18 protein-coding genes and 2 pseudogenes are annotated in these 25129 nt (G+C 66.4%); 8 read left to right on the forward strand and 12 right to left on the reverse strand.

The genetic code is table 11. From position 1 onward, the window contains the following. Positions 1-412, reverse strand: a 412-nt coding sequence (locus tag OKA11_RS22395; RefSeq protein ID WP_267224495.1) for a tyrosine-type recombinase/integrase, incomplete at its 3' end; no start/stop codon positions are given. A 291-nt stretch (positions 413-703) separates the two neighbouring features. On the opposite strand from OKA11_RS22395, the gene OKA11_RS22400 reads away from it, so the two are divergent. Then, the gene (locus OKA11_RS22400) at positions 704-1927 is read left to right on the forward strand and encodes a Fic family protein (RefSeq protein WP_267224496.1); all 1224 of its coding nucleotides are present in this window, start codon (positions 704-706) and stop codon (positions 1925-1927) included. Between the two features lie 664 nt (positions 1928-2591). Here the strand turns inward: OKA11_RS22400 and OKA11_RS22405 are convergent. From OKA11_RS22405 to OKA11_RS22440, 8 genes are read right to left on the reverse strand one after another with little or no spacing between them, the layout of a single operon-like run. Beyond that, the gene (locus OKA11_RS22405) at positions 2592-3944 is read right to left on the reverse strand and encodes a HAMP domain-containing sensor histidine kinase (RefSeq protein ID WP_267224498.1); all 1353 of its coding nucleotides are present in this window, start codon (positions 3942-3944) and stop codon (positions 2592-2594) included. After that, on the reverse strand, positions 3945-4619 hold the full coding sequence (locus OKA11_RS22410; RefSeq protein ID WP_267224500.1) for a response regulator transcription factor: 675 nt from the start codon (positions 4617-4619) through the stop codon (positions 3945-3947). Between the two features lie 9 nt (positions 4620-4628). After that, entirely contained in the window at positions 4629-6005 is a 1377-nt protein-coding gene (locus OKA11_RS22415; RefSeq protein WP_267224502.1) for an efflux transporter outer membrane subunit, read from the reverse strand. Next, positions 6002-9091 (reverse strand): efflux RND transporter permease subunit, encoded by a 3090-nt coding sequence (locus tag OKA11_RS22420; protein WP_267224504.1) that lies wholly within the window; start codon positions 9089-9091, stop codon positions 6002-6004. Before OKA11_RS22420 ends, OKA11_RS22415 begins: the two co-directional genes overlap by 4 nt. After that, positions 9091-10071: an efflux RND transporter periplasmic adaptor subunit gene (locus OKA11_RS22425; RefSeq protein WP_267224506.1), complete on the reverse strand. Its 981-nt coding sequence runs from the start codon at positions 10069-10071 to the stop codon at positions 9091-9093. Before OKA11_RS22425 ends, OKA11_RS22420 begins: the two co-directional genes overlap by 1 nt. Positions 10072-10114: 43 nt before the next feature. Continuing rightward, complete coding sequence (locus OKA11_RS22430; protein WP_267224508.1) at positions 10115-10333, reverse strand: ATP-binding protein; 219 nt, start codon at positions 10331-10333, stop codon at positions 10115-10117. 17 nt (positions 10334-10350) lie between these two features. Further along, positions 10351-11553, reverse strand: a complete 1203-nt coding sequence (locus OKA11_RS22435; RefSeq protein WP_267224510.1) for a HAMP domain-containing protein — start codon at positions 11551-11553, stop codon at positions 10351-10353. After that, the gene (locus OKA11_RS22440) at positions 11546-12226 is read right to left on the reverse strand and encodes a response regulator transcription factor (RefSeq protein ID WP_267224512.1); all 681 of its coding nucleotides are present in this window, start codon (positions 12224-12226) and stop codon (positions 11546-11548) included. The genes OKA11_RS22435 and OKA11_RS22440 overlap by 8 nt, the downstream gene beginning before the upstream one ends. Before the next feature lie 302 nt (positions 12227-12528). On the opposite strand from OKA11_RS22440, the pseudogene OKA11_RS22445 reads away from it, so the two are divergent. The 4 genes and pseudogenes from OKA11_RS22445 to OKA11_RS22460 form a co-directional block, all read left to right on the forward strand. Continuing rightward, positions 12529-12843, forward strand: a pseudogene (locus OKA11_RS22445) (TonB-dependent receptor plug domain-containing protein); the annotation flags it as partial. Between the two features lie 130 nt (positions 12844-12973). Further along, positions 12974-14590 carry a TonB-dependent receptor gene (locus tag OKA11_RS22450; protein WP_267224513.1) on the forward strand — a complete coding sequence of 539 codons (1617 nt, stop codon included), beginning with the start codon at positions 12974-12976 and terminating at the stop codon, positions 14588-14590. 2 nt (positions 14591-14592) lie between these two features. After that, a complete protein-coding gene (locus OKA11_RS22455) occupies positions 14593-14802 on the forward strand; it encodes a hypothetical protein (RefSeq protein WP_267224515.1) in 210 nt (69 codons plus the stop codon). A 299-nt stretch (positions 14803-15101) separates the two neighbouring features. Next, complete coding sequence (locus tag OKA11_RS22460; RefSeq protein WP_267224516.1) at positions 15102-17219, forward strand: TonB-dependent receptor; 2118 nt, start codon at positions 15102-15104, stop codon at positions 17217-17219. Positions 17220-17291: 72 nt separating this feature from the next. Here OKA11_RS22460 and OKA11_RS22465 read toward each other — a convergent pair whose 3' ends face one another. Genes OKA11_RS22465 through OKA11_RS22475 form a run of 3 tightly spaced genes read right to left on the reverse strand, consistent with a single transcriptional unit; the run spans position 17292 to position 22695 of the window. Then, positions 17292-20327, reverse strand: a complete 3036-nt coding sequence (locus OKA11_RS22465; protein WP_267224518.1) for an efflux RND transporter permease subunit — start codon at positions 20325-20327, stop codon at positions 17292-17294. After that, positions 20327-21349 (reverse strand): efflux RND transporter periplasmic adaptor subunit, encoded by a 1023-nt coding sequence (locus OKA11_RS22470; protein ID WP_323748336.1) that lies wholly within the window; start codon positions 21347-21349, stop codon positions 20327-20329. Before OKA11_RS22470 ends, OKA11_RS22465 begins: the two co-directional genes overlap by 1 nt. Then, on the reverse strand, positions 21346-22695 hold the full coding sequence (locus OKA11_RS22475) for a TolC family protein (protein ID WP_267224521.1): 1350 nt from the start codon (positions 22693-22695) through the stop codon (positions 21346-21348). The genes OKA11_RS22470 and OKA11_RS22475 overlap by 4 nt, the downstream gene beginning before the upstream one ends. Before the next feature lie 155 nt (positions 22696-22850). Between OKA11_RS22475 and OKA11_RS22480 the strand changes: the two genes are divergently transcribed. The 3 genes and pseudogenes from OKA11_RS22480 to OKA11_RS22490 form a co-directional block, all read left to right on the forward strand. Further along, positions 22851-23525 (forward strand): winged helix-turn-helix domain-containing protein, encoded by a 675-nt coding sequence (locus OKA11_RS22480; RefSeq protein WP_267224523.1) that lies wholly within the window; start codon positions 22851-22853, stop codon positions 23523-23525. Next, positions 23515-24900, forward strand: a complete 1386-nt coding sequence (locus OKA11_RS22485) for an ATP-binding protein (protein WP_267224525.1) — start codon at positions 23515-23517, stop codon at positions 24898-24900. The genes OKA11_RS22480 and OKA11_RS22485 overlap by 11 nt, the downstream gene beginning before the upstream one ends. A 5-nt stretch (positions 24901-24905) precedes the next feature. Continuing rightward, a pseudogene (locus OKA11_RS22490) lies at positions 24906-25129 on the forward strand (DUF2141 domain-containing protein); the annotation flags it as partial.

The following is a 25129-nucleotide window of genomic DNA, read 5'->3' on the forward strand; positions in this document are numbered from 1 at the left end:
CGTATTGCCGCGTGCTGATATGGGCAGCGTGGTTCGTGCGACTTGGGAAGACAAAATCTTCCAGAGAGCCGCTCCGGAGCTCAAGCCATTTGAGAAGACTGGCCCGGGCATCATCCATCAGTTCGAACTGGACGGGTCGCCCGGTCTTTTGCTGAACCACGGTAGCGCGGGTTCGAATCTTCCGATCGCAGGCGATATCCCCGATCGTCATCTTCACGAGGTCGCAACCGCGCAGCTTGCTGTCGATCGCAAGATCGAAAAGGGCCCGAGCCCGAATGCGCCGGTGCTGGTCGAGAAAGAAACGCACCGCCCAGATCTGGCGCGGTTTGAGCGCGCGCTTGGGTCCCACTTTGCGCCCTGCGTTCCACGAAACGCGTTCGTGAATGGCGGGATCAAATTCTGATAAACCCATGACACATCTCCTATGGCCGTAATGGCCTTAGGTAGAACGCATCAGCGCAGCTCGATTGCCTGCTGTTGCGAAATGGGCGTCCGGCGCGACAGAAACGTAGGTATCGTCGAGTTGATGCGCAGTAACGGATGGCGGACTTCGGCCAGAAGATCGGCCAAAGAATCGGCCAAATGGCTACTCCGCATCCCATCAGAGAGAATGTCAGGTAAAGCATAAGGCTGGAAAACCAGCTACTTTTAGGCTAATGCGAGCAGCAGAGAACTGCTGTAAAGATCGGCCAAACCTGTGGCAATGAACGTCGAATCCCCCACCCAGATTGAGCCTGCACGGATCGACGCACCGGCCGGCGATTTGCCCGACCTGGTCGCCGAAATAGCAGCCAAGGCCGAAGGTCTCGGGCGAGCACTTCATCCGCAGACCGCACTCCATCTCGCCAGCCTCGTACGATTGATGAATACCTATTACAGCAACCTCATCGAGGGGCACCGCACCCGTCCTCGGGATATCGAGCGCGCGCTGGCCGGCGAACGCGATGACGATCAACGAGATCTCATGGCTGAAGCCGCAGCGCATTACCGCGTGCAGGAAGCCATCGATCGAGCTGCCGTTGACGGCGAACTTCCCGATCCTGCGGACCCCAATTTTATCCTGCGGTTGCACCGTGATTTCTACGCGGATGCCTCGATCGACATGCTCACCGGGCGCGGTGGAGAGCGAAGCTTTGTCATGACGCCGGGCGAATGGCGATCAAGGGCCGAGCACGATGTCCAGATTGGCCGTCACATCCCGCCATCGTCGGCCAGAGTGGCCGATTTCATGAGCTATTTCTTCTCGCGGTTTGCCTTTGAACCCAAGGATGGAATGCGCATGACCGCAGTGGGAGCCGGGAAGGCAAAGCGCATCCTTGCGCTGGCAACAGCACATCACCGGTTCAATTGGATTCATCCCTTTCCCGATGGCAATGGCCGGGTTAGCCGATTGATGAGCCACGCCATGGCGCTAAAGGCAGGGATCGGCGCACACGGGCTATGGTCGGTATCTCGAGGGCTTGCGCGCGGACTGGGGCCGGGAGATGCTGGCCGGACAGAATATCGCAAATACATGGCCGCTGCCGATGCACCGCGCCAGGGAGACCGCGACGGGCGGGGAAACCTTTCCGAAGCGCATCTGGTGGGATTTGCCGAGTGGTTTCTCAAAGTCTGCCTCGATCAAATCAGCTACATGTCGAGCCTATTCGAACTCGACACCCTATCCAAGCGGATTGAGCGCCATGTGTTGATCACAGATGGCTTGTCTCCGGAAAGTAACTGGCTGCTTCAGGAGGCCCTTATTCGAGGCGAGTTCGAGCGGGGCGCCGCACCGCGCCTTACGGGTCTGCCCGAGCGCAGTGCTCGACGTGTCCTAAAGGAGCTAACCGACGCTGGATTGCTGGCGTCCGATACCCCGAAGGGGCCGGTATCGCTTCGTTTCCCAAGTGACACTCAGGATACGCTTTTCCCAAAGCTCTTCGCCTGACAGCGACCCTTAAAAGACACTCAGCGATCAACTGTTGGCCCTTAGGTGCGGACCGTCCGGTTCCGGCAGGGGGCGACCAGACCCAGTCATTCAGTCCTCGCACAGGGATGGCCGATGTTCCGAAAAAGCGGCGATCAGTCAAACGCCGACTGGGCGTCGTGCGGTTCGCGCCAAGTCCTGAAGTGATGCCTACAACGCCGAAGCCGGAGGCACCGCGCCTTCGCGCGGGAAGCATGGTGCCCGCACCTTTATTTCTCGGAAATAGTTATGCAGGATTCGCAAGCCTGATTGCATTTATCAGGGCTTTGGCTTTGTATCACTGAATACTCAATAGAAGATTTTGCTTCCATTGAGCTCGTAAAAGCCAGCTTCGACAGCATGTGTAACGTTCCTTTTTTTGATATGGTGAAATTCCCATTCACCATTTCGACATTATAGTTCTGAAAGCCGTGACATGATCGAAGTTGATCGAGTATACACCAACTTCTTCACCGAACTCTCGATGCAAGTCCCCTGAAACAGCATCGTCGTCCTCGATCACCAGTATGCGCATCGGGCTTGCGATAGTGCGAAAACCGGAGACGAGCCAGCGGGAACGAAACGGTCTTCGTCGACCAAGGCGGCAACGGAAAGGCAGCGCAGTCAAAAGCCGTTCCGGAAACCGTCAATGCGTCGCGGTCCTGATCCCGATCTCCACAGCGAAGCCCCGCAGATCGTCCAGTATCCGCGCATCACCACCGTGCGCCTGTGCGATCGCCTGCACCATGCTCAGCCCAAGCCCGTGCCCGGCCGTCGAGCGGGCGAGTTCGGCCCGAGCGAACCTGTCGAACAGACTCGGCCGCTCCGCTACGGGGACACCGGGGCCATCGTCGGCAACGGTGATCCGGACCAGTCCGCCCCCGTCCCGGATGCTCACCGTGACAGCAGTTCCCGGCGGTGTGTGCCGCAGGCAATTGTCGAGCAGGTTGGTAAGCGCCTGGCTTATCAGTCGTCGGTCGCCCACGACTTCCATCCCGGCGGGCGCAACGAGGTGCAGCGAGCGCCCGTCGTCGTCGAAATCCGGGCGATAAGTCTCCACCATCTGGTCGATCAGGGCCGACAGGTCGAAGCGCTCTTTCGGCAGCCTGTCCGACATGCCTTCGATTTCCGCGATGCGGAGCAGCGCTGAGAATATCGCGAGGATATCGTCCATTTGTACCCGCGCGCGTTCGATCTGCGCCAACCGCTCCTCCGGGTCGGCGGCCTCGGCTATGCTGTCAAGGCTGGCATGGAGGCGGGTCAGCGGCGTGCGCAGGTCATGGGCGATGTCGCTGGAAACCTGCCGCAGATTGTCCATGAGCGTCTCGATGCGATCGAGCATGCGGTTCAGCGTCGCCGACAACCGATCGAACTCGCTGTCCGATCCGTCGCGTGGAATACGGCGCGCAAGGTCGCCCGCGATGATCGCCTGTGCCGTCGTGTCGATGCGGTTGAGCCGACGGCGGATCGTCCAGCCCAGCAGCAGCGCCATCGACGCCCCTGCCAGCGCGATCATCGTCAGCGCGCCGGCGAACAGCAGGCCCATCGTATGGTCGATCTGGTCAAGATCGGCGCGGTCTGCGGCGACGACCAGCATTCCCCCCGGAACGACCGTCGTCAGCGACTGGCCGATCCGCCCAGCGCCCGAGGCAAGACGGTAATGGAAGAATTCCTCGAAACCCGGCTTCCCGGGAACCGTGGCGCTCACGGACCCTGCCAGCTTCGTCCCCCGGTTATCGACCAGAAGGTATTCCGGGCTGGCGGTGGAGCGCGCGGCATCGCGCCGACCGATCGCTGTCGCCAGCGCCGGAAGACCGCCACCTTCGGCTTCCGCAAGCAGCCCCGAAGTCTCCGCCGCTATGCGGTGATCGAGTTGCTCCTCCAGAGCTTCATGCGTGATTTCGTAGGCGACGGCACCGATGGCTGCCGTCGCCAGCGCGAAACCCAGCGCCGTGATCGCGATGAGCCCCGGTGTCGTACGCCAGATCCTGCGCAGCATTCAGCCGCCCCGCAGCATATAGCCGGCGCCCCGGATCGTCTCGATTGCGTCCTCGTCGAACCCTGCGTTCAGCTTGGAGCGCAGGCGGCTGAGGTGGGTCTCGACGATGTTTGTCTTGGGATCGAAGTCGAAGTCCCACACGCGTTCGAGCAGCATCGTGCGCGTCACGACCCGGCGCGGATTGCGCATCAGTTCTGCGAGGATCGAGAATTCGCGCGGTTGCAGCGTGATGCGCACGCCTGCCCGGTCCACCGTCCGCTGGTGCAGGTCGAGGACGATATCCCCTACCGTCAGGCGGTGCGCCTCCACGCGGGCAGCGGGCCTGCGCCCCAGCGCGGCGATCCGCGCCGACAACTCTGAAAAGGCGAAGGGCTTGACCAGATAATCGTCGGCTCCCGCCGTCAGCCCCTCCACGCGATCGTTGATCCCGCCGATGGCCGTCAGCATCAGCACCGGCGTGTCGTTCGACGCCCCGCGCAGCGCCTTGAGCACGGAAAGGCCATCGAGACCGGGCATCATGCGATCGAGCACGATCACGTCGAGTTCTCCGTCCATGGCCTGATACAGTCCGTCCCGACCATTGGCCGCACGCACAACGGTATGGCCCAGCTCCGCAAGGCCGCGGGTGACGAAGCGCGCCGTGTCCTCGTCGTCTTCGATAAGCAGGATTCGCATACAATCAGCCTAGCGCGGAGCGGGCTCGGTACGCCAGCCGCCGCCGAGGGCGCGGAACAGCGCGACTTCGGCCTTCGCCAAGGCGAGGTCGCCCTGTGCCTTGTCCAGCCGGGCGCTGGCCAGCGTGCGTTCCGCATCGACCTGCAGCAGCCCCGCCGCATCGCCCAGCCTGACGCGGGCGGCGGAGCGGCGGGCGTAAGCCTGCGCTTCCCGTGTCGCATCGGCCAGCAACCGGTTGCGGCGGACCTGCGCATCGTAATCCGCCAGAGCCGTCTCGACTTCGCGCAGGGCCTTGAGCACCGCTACGTCCCACCCCGCCAGTGCGGCCTGCTCGGACGCGCGTGCCTGCGCGATCTTCGCCCGCGCGGGGGCCTGATTGGGAAACGCCCAGCTTACGAGCGGCGAGGCGACGGCGTCGAACCCTCCCGTCAGCAGGCCCAACGCTCCGCCCAGATTGACCCGGGGGTAGAGGTCAGCCCGCGCCACGCCGACCCGCGCTGCGGCCGCCGCCAGCTTGCGCTCCGCCTCGCGGATGTCCGGGCGGCGCAGCAGCAGCGCCGCGCCATCGCCCACCGGGGCCGTCTGGAGGCGCGGCGCGGTGGTGCAGGCGAGCGTATAGCTGCGCGCCTCGGCGGGTGGGCGGCCTTGCAGCGTGGCGATGCGGTAGAGCGCGCCCATGCGCTGCGCCTCGAAAGGCGCGATGGTGGCGCGTGTCGAAGCGGCCAGCGTCGCCGCCTGCGAGACTTCCAGCGGAGAGACTTCGCCCGCCGCCAGTTGCTCGCGCACCAGCGCCACGGCGTGGTCCTGTGCCGCAGCGATGGCCTTCGCTTCGCCGATCGCCTGCGTGAAGGCGCAGAGTTCCAGATAGCCCTGCACGGTATCGGCGACGACGGCCACCTTCACCGCATCGCTTGCAGCCTGCTGCGCCTCGGCATCGGCACTGGCGGCAAGAGCGCCGGAACGCAGGCGGCCGAACAGGTCGATGTCCCAGCTAGCGGTGGCGGCAATGTCCCAGTCGCTTGCGGAGACCGACGCCGCACTCGGCTGGCTGGCGCTGTTGTCGATGGTGAGGCCGCTCTCGATGGTCGCCACCGGAAGGCGCGCCGCCTGCGCCTGCCGCAGCGAAGCGCGCGCCACATCGAGATTGGCATAAGCGACGCGCAGATCCGCGTTGGCGGACAGGCTGCGCGCCACGAGTTCGTCGAGTTGCTGATCTTCGTAGAGCCGCCACCAATCGTCCGGGACAGGCGCGATGGAGGCGACCGGCAGGTGGGCGAAGGGACCGGTAGCGGTGGACGGAACGACGGGCACCTGCGGCTTCGGCGCGGTCATGCAGGCCGACAAGGCAAGCGCCAACAGCGGCACGGAGCGATGGAAGATCCTCATGCCACCACCTCCGAGCGGACCGCATCACCGCCGCCATAGCGTCCGTACAGCGCAGGCATGAGGAACAGGTTGAGCGCGGTCGACGAGATCAGCCCGCCAAGGATGACGATGGCCATCGGGTGCTCGATCTCGTGCCCCGGCGCATTGCCCGCGACGATCAGCGGCACCAGCGCGAGCCCTGCGCAGGCCGCCGTCATCAGGATGGGAACCAGCCGCTCCTCCGCCCCGCGCAGAACCAGTTCGCGGCCGAAGGGCACTCCTTCCTCGCGTTCAAGATGGCGATAGTGGGACAGCAGCATGATCCCGTTTCGCGCGGCGATGCCGATCACCGTCACGAAGCCCACCAGCGAGCCGAGCGACAGCACCCCGCCCGTCAGCGCCACCGCGACCACTCCGCCGACGAGCGCGAAGGGCAGGCTGACACCGACCAGCGTGGTGATCCGGCGCGAACGGAACTCGATCCACACCAGCAGCAGCACGCCAATCAGGCACAGCGCCCCGGTGGTCCACAGGCGTTGCCGGGATTCCTTCAGCGCCGCGTATTCGCCCAGCACTTCGGGGTGATAGCCCGCCGCGAACTTCACCTTGCCGACTTCCGCCTCGACCGCGCGCGCAACGGTGCCGAGATCGGCGCCCGAGACGTTGAGCGTGACGTCCAGCCGACGCTGCCCGTTCTCCCGCTTCACCTCGTTGGGCGCGGGGACGATCTCGACATCGGCGACATCGGACAGGCGGACCGGAGCGCCGGTCGGCGACTGGATCATCAGGTCGCGCAGGGCGTGGACGTTACCGCGCACCGCAGGCTCGCCCCACAGCGCCACGTCGAAGGCGCGCTGGTCGCGGTAGATCTCGCCCACCTTCTGCTGGGCCACCAGCGTCTGCGCCTGCCGCCGCACCTCGCCCGCAGTCAGGCCGAGCCGCGCCAGTTCGTCCGCACGAGGGCGGATGCGCAACTGGGCGACAAGCACCTGACTTTCCAGCTTGAGGTCGGCAACGCCCTGCACGCCCGCCACGGCATCGCGCACCCGCTGCCCCGCCGCGCGAAGTTCGTCCTGATCGGGACCGTAAATGCGCACGACAATGGTTGCGCCTGCCCCGGTCAGCACTTCCTTGATACGTTCGCGCAAGTACGTCAGCACGTCGCGGAACAGGCCCGGGTAGCCATCGACCACCTGCTTGATGCGGGCGACCGAGGCGTCGTAGTCAGCCTTTTCGTCAAGGCTGATCCACAGTTCGGTGAAGTTCGGCCCGACGACTTCGTCCGCCTGTTCCGCGCGCCCTATGTGCGCGCCGAAATTCCGCACGCCGGGGATCGAGCGCAGCTCCTTCGATGCGCGGATGGTGATGCGGTCCATCGCCTCGATCGAAGTGCCCGGCTTCTCGACGAAGTGCATCAGGAAGTCGGTCTCGCGAAAGTCCGGCAGGAACTGGTCCTTGAACGTCGCGTAGCCGATGCCCGATAGTAGCAGCCCGCCCGCGACCACGCCAATCACCACGGAAGGCCGCGCGATCACGCGCGGCAGTGCTCCCACGTATCGCCGCTTGAGCCAGCCGACGAAGCGCGTGTCGCGCTCCTCCTTCAGCGGTGCGCCCGGCAGCAGCATCAGGCACATCGCGGGCGTCACCGTCAGCGCCACCAGCAGCGATGCGGCGATGGCGAGCACATAGGCGATGGCAAGCGGTTGGAAGAACGTCCCCGCAAGTCCGCCGAGGAAGAAGATCGGTAGGAACACCAGCATCACGATCAGCGAGGCGAAGACGACGGCCGAGCGAACCTCCAGCGAGGCGGCCAGCACCACCTGGAAAGCGGGCTGCGGTACTTCGAGTTCGCGATTGAGCCGCAGGCGGCGCGCGATGTTCTCGACGTCGATGATGGCGTCGTCCACCACCTCGCCCAGCGCGATGACGAGTCCGGCGATCACCATGACGTTGATCGTCGCCCCGCTCCATAGCAGCACCAGCCCTGCCGCCAGCAGCGACAGCGGGATCGCGGTGAGGCTGATGACGGCCTGCCGCCAGTCGCGGGTGAACAGGAACAGCACCGCGGCGACGAGGGCGCACCCGATCAGCAACGCGCGGGTCAGGTTGTCGATCGAGCGTTCGATGAACGTGGCGGGACGGAAGATCGTGGTGTCCACCTTCACGTCGCCCAGCCCCGGCTTCAGCTCGCCGATGGCCGCCTCCACCGCGCGGGTGAGTTCGAGGGTGTTCGCGGTCGGCTGCTTCTCGACGATCAGCATGATGCCGGGAACGTCGTCGATGATCGCATTGCCGATGGGCGCGGCATAGCCGTCGACCACACGCGCCACGTCGCCGATGCGCACGGGAGCGTCGCCCGCCTGCTTGACGACCGCTTGTGAGAGTTGCGCGGCGTCATGCACCATGCCCGCCTGCTGCACGGCGATGCGCTGGTTCGGCGTATCGACGAAGCCACCGCCGCCCACCAGCACCGCGTCCCCTGCAGCGGTGCGCACTTCGGCCAGCGTCACGCCCGAAGCGCGCAGGCGGTCGGGATCGACGAGCACCTGCAACTGCCGGTCGCGCTGCCCCCATACCGCCACGTTGGCGACGCCGGGCACCGCCATCAGTCGTGGGCGGATGGTCCAGCGCACCAATTCCGACAGCTTCATCTGGTCCAGCGTCTTCGAGGTAAGGCCGATCTTCATCGCGCGGCTGGTCGAGGACAGCGGCGGCATCAGCACCGGCTGCCGCGCGGCCAGCGGCAGGCGGGCCTGCACCTGCGCGACCCGTTCACTCACCATCTGCCGCGCGCGCATCACGTCGCTGCCGCGCTCGAACAGGATCTGGACGGACGACAGGCCGAGCACCGACTTCGACCGCAGCGTCATCAGCCCCGGCACCCCGTTCACCGCCGTCTCGATCGGCACGGTAACGAGGCTTTCGACTTCCTCGGTGGAAAGGCCCGGCGCCTCGGTCTGGATCTCGACCATCGGCGGGGCGAACTCGGGAAACACGTCGAGCGGCACATCGCGCCCGGCGCGCAGGCCGAGCACAACCAATAGCACCGCCAGCGCAAGGACGAGCACCCGCTGGACGAGGGCGAAGCGAACGAGACCGGCCAGCATCAGTGCGCCGCTCCGAACTCGGTGCCGAACAGTTCGGCGGCGCCGACCGTCACGACTTCAGCTCCCGCCTGCAACCCGCGGGACAGCAGGGCGCGACCGTCCTTCTCCGAGGCGACCTCGATCCGCTGGCGCACGAAGGTATCCTTGCCGGTCCGGCGATAGACCCATTCGCCGCCGTAGATGTCACGCAGGATGGCGGACGAAGGCACCGAAAGGCCGCTGCTCTGGCCCTCCAGCGGCAGGTCGACCGACACCCGCTGGCCGACGCGGAAAGCGCGGTCGCAATTGTCGAAGGCATAGTAGACATCGACCGTCCCCGCCGCGCCGTTGGCGGAGGGCGGCGCCTGCACCGGCTGCGCCGCGCGTGATACACCCTCGCCTCCGAGCGGTCGCACCATGGTCTGCGCACTCCGCGAAAGACCCGCCAGATCACTGGCGAAGACCGAAGCGCGCACCCACAGGCGCGTCTGGTTCCCCATCGCGCCGACCGCCGGGCCGAGCAGCCGCCGCTGCTGGCGCGCCGCATCGGCAACGGCATTGGCGGCTGCAAGCGCCGCGGCAGCCTCGTCCCGCGCCCGGACGCTGCCAGCTTCCTCGCGCACCAGAGCTTCCGCGCGGTTCAGGGCGATGCGCGCCAGCCGTGCCTGCGCCTCGGTGCGGGCCACTTCGCCGTCGGCAACCGCCTGCTGGGATCCGATCTGCTGCAGGTTGCTGAGCGAATTCGTCGGCACCCCGTTGGCCGTCATCGGCGGCACCACGATCTCCCCCGCCACCGGCCGCACGCGCTGCGCCGAGCCGCCACCCACTCGCACGGTCTCGATGCCGAGCCGTCGCTGGGCCTCCGACGTCAGGGTAAGCTTCAGCAGTTCCGTCTCATGCGCGATCAGTTCGGCATGGGAGGGAGGCGTGGCGGACTTCGATCCAGTGTCGCTACAGGCGGCGACGAGGACCGGGACTACGAGGACGATCAGGTTACGCATTGCGCCGCGCTACCTCACCGGCATTGGGCGGCGCTTGCACGCACTATACAATTTCCCAATCTTCGTGACTTTGCGCCGTGAGCGCCGGGAAACCGACATCGATCGCCAGCCCTTGATTGCCCGGAACGACGCGGGCAGTCCCCCCGTGCGCCAGCGCGATAGCCTCGACCATGCTGAGCCCGAGCCCATGCCCGGGGCGGGAGCGACTGGTATCGAGGCGGATCAGGCGCTCGAAAATTCGTTCGCGATCCTGCGGCGGCACGCCGGGGCCATCGTCGGCTATGGGATCGTCGCCTGCCTCTCCTGCATAGCCACCTCGACCCTGACCGAGGTGCCCGCGGGCGTATGGACCAGCGCGTTATCGAGCAAATTACCGACGATACGCTGGATCAATGCCCGGTCGCCAAGGATCATGGCGGGCTCCGTCAGCACCGCAAGGCTCAGGCCCGCATCCTCCAGCGCCGTGCGATGAACTTCGGCGATGTCCCGCATCGCTTCGGCAAGGTCGACGGGCCGGAGCCGCTTGCGCACCAGATTGCCGTCGATCTCCGCGATGGCGAGCAGGCTGGCGAACATCTGGATCAGTTCGTCGGTATCGTCGCAGGCCGCGTCCAGCAGCGCGTGCTGGGCGGGCTCGGTCACCAGTGCAGTGGCCTGCTCCAGCTTGGCGCGCACGCGCGAGAGCGGAGTGCGCAAGTCATGCGCGAGGCCACTCGACACTTCCCGCAGGTTCGCGACCAGGACGCCGATACGGTCCAGCATCCGGTTGAGCACCCGCGCAAGGCCATCGAGTTCGTCGGTAGACGGGGCCACCGGCATGCGCTGGGTCATGTCGCCCGCCATGATGGCGCTGGCGCGGCTCTCCATGGCGCGGAGGCGGCGGCGGATGGCGATGCCGAAAGCGAGCGTCGTACCCGCGCTCACCAGCACCAGCAGCGCGAAGGCGGCCAGGAACAACCGCAGCAGCACGAAATCCATGCGATCGACGATGGTGCGGTCCGCCGCGACCAGCAGGCGCCCGCCGTTGGAGAGCCCTGCATTGACGCCATGCGCGATGGCGCGGCTGCCGTCGGGCCGGACGAACGGCACGAACTCACTCCACCCCGGCGGCGGCATCGCGGCATCCAGACGCCCCGCCCGCCGGTGCCCGGCAGCGTCGATCACCGCGTAGCCCATCGACCTGTCGCCGTCGGACGCCTCGTCATCGAGATATCCCACGCAACCGGGCGCGCTCGCGATGTCGCGGATACGCACGGCCTCCACCAGCGCATCGAAGCCGTGCTGCCGATCGTATTCGAGCAACGCACGGGTCTCGATATCGACGCGGTGATCGATCTGCTTCTCGATCTCCTCATGCACGAACCAGTAGGTCAGGCCGCCCAGCGACGCGATGACCAGCGCCGATGTCAGCGCCACGAACAGCGCGAGGGCCGGTATCGTGCGCGGCAGCAGAAACGCGCGGCGGCCTGGCGCCTCAGTCATCCTCGTCACTCATGATGTACCCGGAGCCCCGGACGGTGCGGATGGCATTGCGCTCGAACCCCTGGTTGAGCTTGGTGCGCAACCGGCTCATGTGCGTCTCGACGATGTTGGTCTGCGGATCGAAACCAAGGTTCCATACCCGCTCCAGCAGGATGGTCCGCGTGAGGATGCGGTCCGGGCTGCGCAGGAGCTGCTCCAGCAGGCTGAATTCGCGGGGCTGAAGCTCGATACCCCTGCCCGCGCGCTTCACGGTGCGGCGGCGCAGGTTCATCTCGACATCGCCGACCCGCAGCACGTCCTGTGCCGCCTGCGGCATGATCCGGCGCGACAAGGCCGTCAGACGCGCGGAGAATTCGGCGAAGGCGAAGGGCTTGGTCAGGTAATCGTCCGCGCCGCCTTCCAGCGCCTCGACGCGGTCCTCGATGCCGCCGAGCGCGGTCAGCATCAGGATCGGCGTCTGGCATCCTGCCTCGCGCGCCTCCCGCATCACGGAATATCCGTCGAGCCCGGGCACCATCCGGTCCAGCACGGCGACATCGAACGCTCCGTCGATCAAAGTCGAGAGGGCGAGTTCGCCGGATGCGACAAGTCTGGCGGAATGGCCAATTTCAGTGAGGCCGGACTCCAAGTACTTCCCAAGATCGCGATCATCCTCAAGAATAAGAACGTTCATTTCAAGATTTTATCTGAGATATATTTATTTCATGAACATTGGGAAAACATTGGGATGACTACAAATCTTCCCAATGTTGATTTTCCACCTTGGTATAGATCATGCCCGTCTGTATCCGTCCCTGCAAGTGCGAATAGCTCGCATTATCGTTAGCAAAACAACTGTTCATGAGGGGTAACACGATGATTTCTTCGACGCCTTACGGCATGCGCGCTCGCGCCGCGCTGCTTGTCGCCAGCGCCATTGCATTGGCTCATACTGCCCCGGCAATTGCTCAGCAGCAGCCGTCAGAGCTTGGCCGCATGACCGTGACCGACACCGCGATCGACGACGATGAGGCGCAGAAATCCTACAAGGTCAGCCGCTCCACCAGCGCGACGCGCACCGATACGCCGCTGATCGACGTGCCGCAGACCGTCAACGTCGTCTCGGTGAAGCAGATCCAGGATCAGGCCGCCAACAGCATCGGCGACGCCGTACGCTATGTCCCCGGCGTCTTCTCGGCGCAGGGCGAAGGCAACCGCGAGACGCTGGTGCTGCGCGGCAACTCGACCACCGGCGACTTCTTCGTCGACGGCGTGCGCGACGACGTGCAGACCTACCGCGATCTCTACAACATCGAGCGGCTCGAAATCTTCAAGGGCCCGAACGCGATGATCTTCGGGCGCGGCGTCATCAACCGCGTGACCAAGGTCGCGAACGGCGATCTGATCCGCTCGTTCCGCATCGAGGGCGGCAGCTTCGACCATGTGCGTGGCCAGATCGACCTCGGCGCGCCGCTGGGCGAGGCGGTATGGGGGCAGCGCGACCGGCGTCTATCAGGACAGCAACAGCTACCGCGACGGCGTCGACTTCAACCGCTGGGGCTTCAACCCGACCGCGACGTTCCGGCTGGGAGCGGACACCACCGTGACGCTGGGCTACGAGCACTTCAAGGACGAGCGCGTCGCCGATCGCGGCGTCTCGACCTATCAGGGCCGTCCCCTGCGCACGCCGCGCGGCCAGTTCTTCGGCGATCCGGACCAGAGCCCGACCTGGACCGATACCGACGCCGCCACGCTGTTCGTCGAGCACAAGTTCAGCGACACCGTCTCGATCCGCAACCGCACCCGCTATGCGGACTACGACAAGTTCTACCAGAACGTCTTCCCCGGCGCGGTCAACACTGCCGCGATGACCAACCCCGCCGGACTGCCCCGCGGCACCTACGCGGCCGGCACCATCGTCGCCATCCAGGGCTACAACAACTTCACCAACCGCAAGAACTTCATAAACCAGACCGACCTCAACGCACAGTTCAGCACCGGTGCGATCGAACACACCCTGCTGATCGGCGGCGAGTACGGACACCAGAAGACCGAGAACCTGCGCGAAGAGGGCTTCTTCCCAACGCCGACCAACGCCTCGGGCGTGACGACGATCTACGCTACGCTCCTCAACCCCACGATCAGCCGCAGTGAGATCCGCTGGGCGCAGGGGCCGAGCAGCCCGCAGAACCGGGGCACCGCAGAAGTGGTCGCGGGCTATGTGCAGGACCAGATCGCACTGTCGGCGATGTTCGACGTGATCGTCGGCATGCGTTACGAGCATTTCACGACCAAGGTGACGAACCTTCGCAACGGTCAGGACTTCAAGGTCACGGACGATCTCTGGTCACCGCGCGCCGGGCTGATCTTCAAGCCGATCGAGAATGCCTCGATCTACGCCAGCTATTCGCGCACCTATCTGCCGCGCGGTGGCGACCAGCTTACCGGGCTTTCGGCATCGAACGAGAACCTCGCTCCCGAGAAGTACCAGAACTATGAAATCGGCGTTAAGTGGGACGTTCTGCCGGGCTTCAACCTCTCGGGCGCGGTGTTCCAGCTCGACCGCACCAACGTTCTCGCCGACGTGGATGGTGACGGCATTCAGGAGCCGGTCGGGCGCCAGCGCACCAAGGGCGTGGAACTCGCTGCCGCCGGCAACATCACGAAGCACCTCGGCATGGTGGGTGCGTACACGTACTCCGACGGCACTTTCCTCGACGACGTATCGGGCACGGTACGCGCCGGGAACATCCTGCCCAACATGCCCAGGCACAGCGCCTCGCTGTGGACCCGCTTCGATCCGGTCGAGCAGTTCGGCGCGGCGCTCGGCGTGATCTACCAGGGCAAGCGCTACGCCTCGACCGACAATCTCGTTTCGATGCCGGGCTATACGCGCGTGGACGCGGCGCTGTACTACAATCTCACCGAAACCATGGGACTGCAACTCAACGTCGAGAACCTGTTCAACAAGCGCTACTACCTCTACGCGCATAGCAACACCAACGTCACGCCGGGCTCGCAGACTGCATTCAAGGTCGGGCTGAACGCGCGGTTCTAAGCGTGGGCGCCGCGCTGATCTGTGTCGCGAAACTGCCGTTCGCAGAACGCACGGCGATCGAACTGATCCGGGGTGCCAGACCGGCGACACCCGGATCGGGCGATCAGCGCGACTTCGCCATAGCGGGGCGCGAAGCCGGACGCGCGGGACTGTCGGTCTCGCCCCCCGACTGCCCCTATCTCGGGGCCAATGAAGCTACCCTGCTCGGCTAACTGACGCTGCTTCAGCGCAGGCGCGCCCTGCTGACGCTGGAACTGGACGCACCGCTTCGGCAACGACTGGAGCGGGCGGCGGATCGGCTCGCGGAACGGGGCCTCCACCTGAGCTATCGCAATGTCTCTCGGATGGCTCCGAGCGCGGCGGTTAAACCCGGCGTTGCCCTGCGCGAGATCGACGGCCCGACATCCGCATAGTCACGGCAAAAAATACGTAACAAGATGTAACAAATTGTTGCTATCTCGAAATGCTATTGATAGGCGCTCGCAACAATTGCCACTCAGGGGGATACGACTTGTCTGAACTTCGCCGCGCGTTTCCGAAGGTCTGCCTCGCGCGCCTCATCGCCACCACCGCGCTGGGCCTGCCGGTCGCGCTGCCCGCACTGGCAGCGGAGGCGCCTGCGGATCAGGACAGCTCGATCATCGTGACGGGCGTGCGCGCCGACGACGGGTACGTCCCGCAGGATACCGGCGCAGCCAAGATCCCCGTGGCGCTCAAGGATCTGCCGCAGTCGATCGCGGTGGTCCCCTCCGAAGTGCTGCGCGACCAGCGCGCGCTCTCGCTGCAAGATGCGCTCAAGAACGTGCCCGGCGTGTCGTTCTCGCACGGCGACGGGCAGCGCGATCAGGTCACAATCCGTGGCTTCACCGCCATCGCCGACCAGTATGTCGACGGCTTCCGCGACGACGGGCTCTATTTCCGCGACCTGTCCAACGTCGAGCGCGTGGAAGTGGTCAAGGGCCCGGCAGCGGTGCTCTACGGGCGCGGTTCGTCCGGCGGCCTCATCAACCGCGTGATCAAGCGCCCGAACGTGGACATCATCGGCGGCACCCTGACTTACGGATCGAAGAACGTCGCGCGCGGAGAGATCGACCTCGGCCACTTCGATCAGGCCTCCGGCGTCGGCTTCCGCGTGACGGGCGCGCTGGAGGACAGCGACAGCTTCCGCGACCAGCAGTTCATCAAGCGCGTCGCGATTGCCCCGTCGATCCTGCTGGGTGAAGGCAAGGACACCTCGATCCTGATCCAGGCGGACTACCTCAAGGACCGCCGTCTGACCGACTTCGGCATTCCCGCGATCAACGGGCAGGTCGTCGATGTGCCCCGCTCGACCTACTACGGCGCGGCCAATGCCAAGGACGTGGATGTCAGCCGTTCCGAAGTCCTGTCGCAGACGGTGACGTTCGCGCACCGCTTCTCGGACTCGCTGTCGTTCCGCAACGGCTTCCGCCACTATCGCTACACGCTGGACCGGCACAACACGAACGCCACAGCGGTCAACGCGACCGCGCGCACCGTCTCGCTCTCGCACGGCGGCATCCTGCGTGACGAGGACGGCTGGTCGAACCAGTCCGAACTGACGCAGAAGGTCGAGTTCGGCGGCACGAAGCACACCATCCTCTACGGCGTCGAATTCGCCCGGCAGCTAAAGGATGCCGACACCATCCAGTCGCGCGTGGTGGCGGTGACGCCGATCCTCGCGCCGGTGCTGCCGACGTTGTCGAACGCGAACTTCACCGCGCTCAGCGCCAGTTCGACGTCGGTGATGGAGACGCGCGGCCTCTACGTGCAGGACTTCGTCGAGTTCGGCCACGGCATCAAGGCGCTGTTCGGCGTGCGTAACGACCGGTTCAAGCAGGAAACCCGCCTGACCATCCCGGCGCGCGCCACGCCGCTGAAACGCATCGACAACAAGTGGAGCCCGCGCGCGGGTCTGGTTTTCCAGCCGGACGATGCGCAGTCCTACTACGCATCGTGGAGCACCAGCTTCCAGCCCTCCGCCGAAACTTTCGCGCTGGCTGCCAACAACGTCGATATCGCGCCGGAGAAGTCCACGAACAAGGAAATCGGCGCCAAGTACACCCTGTTCGACAATCGCCTGTCGATCCAGATCGCGGGCTTCATCCTGCGCCGCACCGGGATCAAGGGCAGCGATCCGGCCAATCCGCAGGTCGTCGTTCCGATCGGCACCCAGCGCACGCGCGGCGTCGAGGTGTCCGGTGCGCTTGATCTACCTTCGGGCTTCCGGGCCATTGTCGGCTACGCCTACCTCGACGGCGAGGTCACGCGTTCCGCCAACCCGCTGTTCGTGAACAAGGGCGCGACGCTGACGCCGAAGAACGCGGCGAACGCCTTCATCACCAAGAGCTTCGCCGACCGCTTCGGCATCGGTGCAGGAGCGAACTACGTGGGCAACCGCTGGGCGGATCCAGCCAATACCACGGTGTTGGAGCACTACTTCACGGCGGATGCGATGGCGTGGGCGCAGGTCGGCCCGGCCCGCTTGCAGGTCAACGTCTACAACGTGTTCGATATGGACTACATCGTGTCCGGCCACGGCACGTCCGCGATCCTCAACCTACCCGGAGCGCCGCGTACCGTGCTCGGCACGATCCGCTTCGGCCTGTGATCTGACCTGCCGCATCCCGGGCTTCGGCGCGGGATGCGGCGACCGCCCTTCCCACTGAAAGGGGCCGTCACGTCAAGCGCGCGGCAACGTCAGCCGGACGAGGACCGGCATAGCCAGCAGCACTAGCGGGTACTGGAGCAGCAGTCCGGCGATGATCGCGATGGCCAGCGGTTGCTGGATCCCCGCACCCTGCCCGATGGCGAGCGCCAGCGGCAGTAGCGTCAGGATCGCCGCGAGGGTGGTCATCGTGATCGGCCTCAGGCGGTGGCGCGCGGCCTCGCGTGCGGCTTGCGCGGGGGGCATGTGGTGGGCCATCCCCTCGAATTCCGAGACGTAGAAGATGGCCATTTCCGTGCCGATGCCGATAATCATGGTCATGCCCATCAGCGCCGTGATGTTGAGGTCGACGCCCGCCAGCCACAGCGCGGTGAACACCGCCGTGGTCGAAAGCAGCGCGCAGCCGATGATGATGACCGGCAGCCAGAAGCGCCGGTAGAGCACCAGCAGAAGGATGAATTCGGCGACCAGAGCGGCACCGAAGACGCGCACAAGACCACCGAACGCCACCTGCTGCTGCGCATAGAGCCCACCCAGCTCGTATCGAACGCCCGGCTGGAGCACCCCAGGCTTGTCGAGCGCCGCCGTCACGTCCGCCACCGCCGCGCCGATGCCGCGCCCCTGGATGCGCCCCGTCACCGCGACCATGGGTTCGAGGTTCTCCCGCGCGATCTGCGGCTGGCCGGCGACCGGCTTGAGCGTCGCCACGCGCGACAGCGGGAAGAGATGCCCGTCGGTCGCCCGGATCGGCAGCCGGGCAAGCTCGGCCTCGCCGATGGTCGTGGCGTTGGGCAGGCGGACGCGCACGTCGACCGTCTTCGCCGCTTCGGGGAGTGTCGTGGCGATGGTGCCGGACAGCGACGCGGACAGTTGCGCCTCGACGTCGGACGGCGCGGCGCCTTCCATTCCGGCCCGGATCGGATCGACCGCGACATCGATGGCGTCGCCCGCAAGCTGCACGCCATCCTTCACCTCGACCACGCCGGGAATCGCGGCGATCGTTTTGGCCACCTTCTGCGCCTCGCCTTCCAGCACGGACGGGTCGGCGGAGAACAGCTTGACCTCGATCGGCTGCGGCACGGCGGTGAGATCGCCGATGAGGTCTTCCATCAGTTGCGCCACTTCCACCTCGACCCCCGGCACTTTCACCGCGACCTGATCGGCCACGGCGGCGGCGAGTTCCTCGGTCGGGGTCGCGTGGTCGGGCTTGAGCTTGACGAAGTAGTCGCCGTGGTAGCTCTGCCCCAGATCGCCGCCCAGCCCGGTGCCGAGACGGCGCGAAAACGTCAATACCTCGGGATTGTCGCGCAGTATACGATCGACCTGCGCGATCTGCCGCGTGCTCTCGTCGAGCGAAGTGCCGGGCGCGGTGTAGTAGTCCATCACGAAGCCGCCCTCGTCCACCTTGGGCATGAAGCCGGTGGGCACGTTGGCGTAGCCGAGATAGCCGATGGCGAGCAGCGGCACTGCGATCGCCGCCAGTACCCACGGCCGGGCGCCCAGCCTGTCCAGCGTCCGGCCGTGGGCCTGCCCCAGCCTGTCCTCGCCCGCCGTGCCGGAATCGCGCCACGTCCGGAAATCGACAAGCCGCCGGACCAGCACCGGCACCACGAAGGCGGTCATCGCCCACGATATCGCCAGCGCCGCCGCCATGGTCACCGACAGTGCCTTCGAGAACGCGCCCGTCACGCCGCTCAGGAACGACAGCGGCAGGAAGACGATGAGCGTGGCAAGGCTCGATCCGGTGAGCGGAACCATGAATTCGCGCGCGGCGGCGAATACCGCCGCGTCGCCGGGCACCGTCCCGTCCGCCTGCACCGCGCCCGCACGGCGTGCGATATGCTCGACCATCACGATCACGTCGTCGATCAGCAGGCCGACGGCGGCAGCGATGCCGCCCAGCGTCATGATGTTGAACGACATGCCCAGCACACTCAGCACCAGCACCGTCGCGGCAAGGGTGGCGGGCACGACGATCGCGGCGACCAGCGTGACGCGCCAGCTGCGCAGGAACCACAGCAGCACCAGTCCCGCCAGCACCAGCCCGATCAGCACCGCGTCGCGCACGCTGGCGACCGACTGGGTGACGAGTTCGCTCTGGTCGTACCAGTTCACCAGCTTCACGCCCGCAGGCAGCCTGACCGTCGCCAGCTTGGCCTGCACCTCCTTTGCGATCTGGACGGCGTTGCCGTCAGGCTGCTCGTAGATGTTGAAGAGGACGGCGGGCTTGCCATCCTCGACGATGCGCTGCCACTGCAGCATGCTGCCGTCCTGCACCGTCGCGACATCGCGCACACGCACCACGCCCGCCACGTCGGACTGAACGACGATATCGCCCACCTTGTCCGCGCCCGTCACGCTGCGATCGACGATCACCAGCGAAAGGCGTCCCCGGTCCTGCACCTGCCCGGCCGCGCTCAGGACATTGCCGTTGCGGATGGCGGTGACGAGGTCGGCCATCGCAAGGTTGTGGTCGGCCAGCCGCTGCGGATCGGCGAGAACCTGCACTTCCGAGGTCTCCCCGCCCTGCACGCCGACGCGGGCGAGACCGGTGATCGACGAGAGCAGCGGCGTGATCTGGTATCGCGCAATGTCCGACAAGGCCGCCGGGCCAGCCTTGTCGGACACCAGCGCATAGGAGATGATCGGGAAGACGGTAGGGTCCATCCGGCGCACGTCGTAGCGCGTTCCGGCAGGCAGGCCGGGAAGGATGCGCGCGACGGCGGAATCGACGAGCAGCGTGCTCGACACCATGTCGCGGCCCCAGCCGAAGTCGATGGAGATCTGCGCCGAGCCGCGGCTCGTCTCAGAACGCACGTTCTGCACCCCCGGCACCGCGCGGATCGCCTCCTCGACCGGGCGCGTCACCGTCAGCGCGGTCTGGTCGGCGGGGCGGCTTCCGGCATCGAGATCGACGACGACGCGCGGGAACGAGACTTGCGGGAACAGCCCGACCGGCAGTGACAGCGCCGCCACCACGCCCGCAATCGCCACCGCCAGCGCGACGAGAATGAACGCGCGCGACTGGGACTTGAGCAGCCGTTCGAGCATCAGCGAACCCTCCGCACGGCATCGCCGTCGTTCACCTGATAGGCGCCATCGACGATGACCGGCCGCCGTGGGTCGAGCGCGCCTTCGACCACATCGCCATCGGGCGAGGAGAGCAGCAGCCTGACGCCGACGGCCTTCGCCTTGCCCGCGCTGTCCTGAAACACCCGCGCCGGGCCGCCTGAGGTCACGACCGCCTTGTGCGGCACGACCCAGCCCGCGACGTCACCGGTGCGGATGGCGACCTCAACGCCCTCGCCGGGGAGCAGGGCTCCGGCCGGGAAACTGAGATCGACATCGATCAGGCGGGTCCGGGGGTTGAGCATCTGCCCGGCACGGACCACCTGCCCGGCGATGGCATCGCCGCCTGCAAGCCGCTGCATCGTCGCGCTTTGTCCCGGCACGACGCCCGCGCGTTCGGCGGGGTCGATGCCCACCGTGACGAAGATCGCACCGGACCGGGCAAGCGTCATGATCGGTGCGCCTGGCTGCGTGCGGTCGCCCGGCGCGGCGGTCACTGCGGTCACCACGCCGTCGAACGGCGCGGTAAGGGTCTGGGCGGCCCGCCCCGCGCCTTCCGCCTCAATCGCGGCCAGCGCCGTGCGCGCGTCTGCCACCGCCTTGTCCGCCTGGACGAGCTGGTCTGAGGTCGCGAGCTGCTGGGAGACGAGCGCGGCGATCGAACCGCGCTGCTTCTGAGCCGCCGCGAGGGCATCGACGACCTGCAGGTAGGCACTGCGCGCGGATGGCGCGACGGTGAACGTCGCCAGCGCCTGTCCGGCATGGACCGCCGTGCCCTGCACCACCGAGAGCGAGGTGACCTGTCCCGGCTGGGCCGCGCTGATCGTCATCGCCCCGCTCTGCGACGGGGTTGCCGAGCCATAAGCGGTCAGCGTCGCGGGCAGACTGCCACGCACGGGCGCCGCCACCGATACCAACACGCTGGGGGAAGGCGCCGCGTCCGGCGCGGCGCCGCCGCATCCGGCAAGCGTCAGCGCGAAGATGGCAACGGCCAGCGCCCTCACGGCGTCACCCCCGCAGGCTCGGCGGGCAGGTCGACGGTCGGCAATCCCGCGCCGATCAGCGTCTGGATCGCGATCTGGCGGTCGAGCAGTGCAACTTCCATCGTCATGATTTCCTGTTCTCTGGCGAACCTGTTCGCGACGAGGTCGAGATAGGTCCGCTCGTCGAGGTGGCTTTCGCCAAAGGCGGTGCGGGCACGCTCGGCGGCGGCGCGCAGGGGGTCGAGGTCACGTCGTGCGACCGCGATCTGCGAGGCGAGTTGCTCGCCTTCGGAGACCATCGCCGCGACTTCCCCAGTGGTCGCGGCAAGGCGCGCGGCGTATTCGGCGTGAAGCTGCGCGCGGGTTGCACTGGCGATGGCGATACCGCCCTGCCCGTGGTCGAAGATCGGCAGGCCCACGGTGACGTTGGGGCCACCGCTGACCACCCTGGAATTGTCGCTGCCCACGCTGCCCCCGAAGACGAGGTCCGGGAACTGCGACAGCACCGCCTGCCGCACGCTCTCGTCCGCCGCCGCATAGCCCAGCCGCAGGGCGAGAAGGTCGGGACGACGGCGGGGCAGGTCGCCGAGTTGTGCCTCGATATCGGCCGGATGGAACGGAGGCAGGTCGATCTGTCCGGACAGCGGCAGGTCGGCGTCGGGCCGCAAGCCCAACAGCGCGTTGAGCTGATGCCGCAGCGAAAGCTGGTTCTGGTCGAGCGTATCGAGAGCCGTGCGCGCCGATTGCAGCGCCACGCGGTCCGGCGCGATGGTCGTCAGCGTGACCGTGCGCGCCGCCAGCGCCTTCTCCATTCGCGCGTTGCGGTCGGCGAGGAGGCGGACGTATTCCTCAACCAGCGGGCGTAGCCGCTCCCCCATCACGATGTCGCCTGCAAGCTGGCGCGCCTTTCCGGTGACCTGCCATTCCTGCCAGACCACGTCCGCCGCCACCTGCCCCTCGCTGTCCAGCACGGCGCGATGCCTCGACTTGTAGGTAACGAGGGCCTTGATATCCTGCGACATACCGAAGTTCCACCCTGTCACCGTCCCCGCTCCCGACAGCAGCGGCAGCAGCGCGGCGGACAGCGAGGGATTGGGCAGCAGCGCCGCCTGCTTCACCTGCCCCGCCGCAACCCCTCGCCGGGCGCGCAGCGCCTTGAGGTCCGGATTGTCGGCCAGCGCCAGCGCGACCACCTGCTCCACCGACAGCGGCGCATCGACCTGTGGCGGAACGGGCAGCTCGGCGGCCGACGGCGCCAGTGCGGCGGTCTGCGGCAACGGCAGCGCGGAGTAATGCGCGCAGGCGGAGAGCAGCGTCAAACCCGCGCAGCAGGCGCCAGTGCTCAGGTTCTTTCGAAGCGCGCTCATCGGTGTCCAGCGGGAAGGAGTTCGGTCAGGGTTCTCCCGCCCTACCCCGCGCAACCTTCGCCCAGCGTGAGCCCGACATTAGGAATTCCCAACTTGCCACCCGCCGCCGATTGTGCGCGAAAAGGGGCCGGAAACATCGCGGCACGGAGTTGCGAATGAAGATCCTCTTCCTTGAGGATGACGTGGAATTGCGCGGCCATGTCGAACGGTCGCTGGTCGCGGCAGGCCATGTCGTGGACACCAGCGCCAACGGCCCCGACGCCCTGTTCCTGGCGACGAGCAGCAGTTACGACGTGCTCGTCCTCGACCGTATGGTGCCCGGCCTGGACGGCCTCAGCACGATGAAGGCCCTGCGCGCGGCGAACAACCGCACGCCCGTCCTGCTGCTCACAGCGATGGACGGCGTGGAAGACCGGGTCGAGGGGCTGGAGGCGGGTGCGGACGACTACCTCGTCAAGCCCTTCGCCGTCACCGAACTCATCGCCCGCATCAACGCGCTGATGCGCCGCCCGCCGATTCTCGAGGCGCTTACGCTGCTGAAGGCCCATGATCTTGAGGTAGACCTGATCCGCCGCACCGTCGTGCGCGCCGGGCAGAGGATCGATCTGCAGGCGCAGGAGTTCAAATTGCTCGAATACCTCATGCGCCATGCCGGGGAACTGGTGACGCGCACGATGCTGCTGGAGAACGTCTGGTCATTCCACTTCGACCCGCAGAGTAACATCATCGAAAGCCACATGAGCCGCCTGCGCTCCAAGGTCGACCGGGGCTTCGACCGGGAACTGATCCAGACCGTGCGCGGGGCCGGGTATCGCATCGATGCCGCCTGAACCGCTGCGCCGCAGCGTCCTGAGAAGCGGCGCGTTCCGTTTCGCGCTGCTGTTCGCGGCGATCTTCGCCGTTGGATCGGCGCTGGTCCTGCTCACCGTGCAGCAGCAGATAGACCGCTACGCCGACGCAGCGACTGAAGGTTCGCTCCACAACGAGACGAAGATCCTCGCCTCCGAATATGGCGCCCTCGGCCGCGGCGGCCTGACCGACGCCATCCAGCGCCATTCGAGCGGGCGCGATCCGCAGTTCCGGTTCCGCCTGGTCGACGGCGACGGCAGGGTGCTCGCCGGAGACTTGCCCGCGAACGTGCGCCTCGACGGACGCGGCACGCTGGAACTGCGCGAGGTAGATCTGGCGGTGCATGGCGAGCGGATCGAGACGTTCAAGACGCTCGGCACGCCGCTGGCCGACGGCCTGCGGCTGGTCGTGGCGACCGACACCTTCGACGTGCGCGCGCTGATGGAGCGGCTCGGCTGGTTCACTCTGGCGAGCGGGATCGGCATCACTCTTTTCGCGCTCGTCGGCGGCTACTTCGTCGGCAGCCTGTTCGTGCGCCGCCTTCATGGCGTCAACACCGCCGTGAACCGCATCATGACAGGCGCCTTGCACGAGCGGCTTCCCGCCATCGGCATGGGGCCGGAGTTCGACGAACTTTCGCAGAACCTTAACCGCATGCTCGACCGCATCCAGAGCCTGATGGACGGCTTGCGGCAGGTCTCCACCGATATCGCCCATGACCTGAGGACGCCGCTGACCCGCCTGCACCAGCAACTGGAGGCCCTGCGCCGCCTCGATACGGTGGAGGCCCTCGATGCGGGCATCGAAGGCGCACTTGTCCAGACCGACGAGATACTCGCGATCTTCCGCGCCCTGTTGCGGATCGGCGCCCTCGAAGGCGGCGTCGGGCGGGGCAGGCTGGCGCAGATCGACCTCAGCGAAGTGATGGAACGCGTCGCCGCCGCCTATGGCCCCGTGGCCGAGGACGCCGGGAAGACTCTCGACACGCAGATCGAACCGGATCGCTTCGTCCTCGGCGATCGCGAACTGGTGGCGCAGGCGGCGACCAACCTCATCGAGAACGCGCTGCTGCATACGCCGCCCGGAACGCGCATCCAGTTGCGCCTGAGCGGCAACATGGAGGGCACAACCCTTGCCGTGGCCGACAATGGCCCCGGCATTCCGAAAGGTGAGCGCAGCAAGGTTCTCGAACGGTTCTACCGCCTCGACGCCAGCCGCAGCACGCCCGGCTCCGGCCTCGGCCTCGCGATGGTGCAGGCCATCGCGGCGCTGCATGAGGCAATCCTGCGCCTGGACGATAACCGGCCCGGCCTTGCGATCAGCCTCGCTTTCCCCTCAACCACTCCCGAGGCGTGATGCCGATGCTCCCGATGGCCCTTCCGCTTCTCGCCGCCGCGCTGATCCCGTCCTCGCCCGATCTGGGCAAGGCGGAGGGGCAATGCCGCCCGAACGAACGTGGCCCGGCTTTCATCGTCGAGCCCGTGGGCCTGAAGGACCGCACGGGCACATTCAAGCTCGAGGTCTATCCCGCCAATGCGCAGGATTTCTTTGCCGACGACAATATTCTGGTGAGCGAAGGCAAGAC

It is taken from the genome of Novosphingobium clariflavum (assembly GCF_026420865.1).
In the GTDB taxonomy this organism is placed as follows: domain Bacteria; phylum Pseudomonadota; class Alphaproteobacteria; order Sphingomonadales; family Sphingomonadaceae; genus Novosphingobium; species Novosphingobium clariflavum.